This window comes from Bacillus sp. N1(2025) (assembly GCF_053470005.1).
The window spans coordinates 1-748 of the sequence record NZ_JBLTJB010000034.1; the positions used below are offsets into that span (position 1 = coordinate 1).

A 748-nucleotide genomic window follows, 5' to 3' on the forward strand; every position below is an offset into this window, starting at 1 on the left:
TAATACCCATACGGAGTATGCACAGCATCATACGGCAGTGGAACGATTCGAGAAACATGCGGAACAGACACCTGAGAAGACGGTAATTGAATACGAAACGGGCGTACTTCGTTATGGAGAAGTCAACCGAAAGGCCAATGCCTTGGCATGGGAACTGATTTCGTTAGGTGTTAAGCCCAATGATCGAGTGGCCATCATGGCTTCCCTTGAAGCGGAAACGATCATTGGCATTTTAGGCGTGCTAAAGAGTGGAGCCGCCTATGTCCCGATTGATCCAGCAACTCCGAAGGAACGAATAGAGCATATTCTGAACGATGCAGCACCCAAGGTCATCTTAACAAGAGAGAAGACTTTGGAAACGGAAGTCCCATTCATCTCTATGAATCTTGAAGATCTGGGCGAGAAGGAGACAAATCCAGCGTGTGCTGTTGAAAAGGGCGACATCGCCTATGTGATTTACACATCAGGAACGACAGGAAAGCCCAAAGGCGTGGCGGTTACACGAGGCAATTTGGATCATTACTTGTCGTATGCAGATCAGGAGTACCAGAAAGAAGCTTGTACGACGGTACTAATTACAAGCTTAAGTTTCGACCTCTCCGTAACGTCCTTGTTCTTACCGCTGATTAGTGGTGGATCTCTTCTATTAAAGGGAGGAGACACGGAGGAAAGGTTACGTGCAGCATTCAAAGATAACAGGGTAACTTTCCTTAAACTTACTCCGTCCCATTTAAAAATGCTGGAAACT

General features: G+C 46.4%; 1 protein-coding gene. It reads left to right on the top strand.

Annotation, left to right across the window (positions count from 1 at the left end):
• Window positions 1-748: AMP-binding protein (locus tag ACNFN4_RS22195; RefSeq protein WP_448200487.1), on the top strand; the 748-nt coding region annotated here is incomplete at both ends.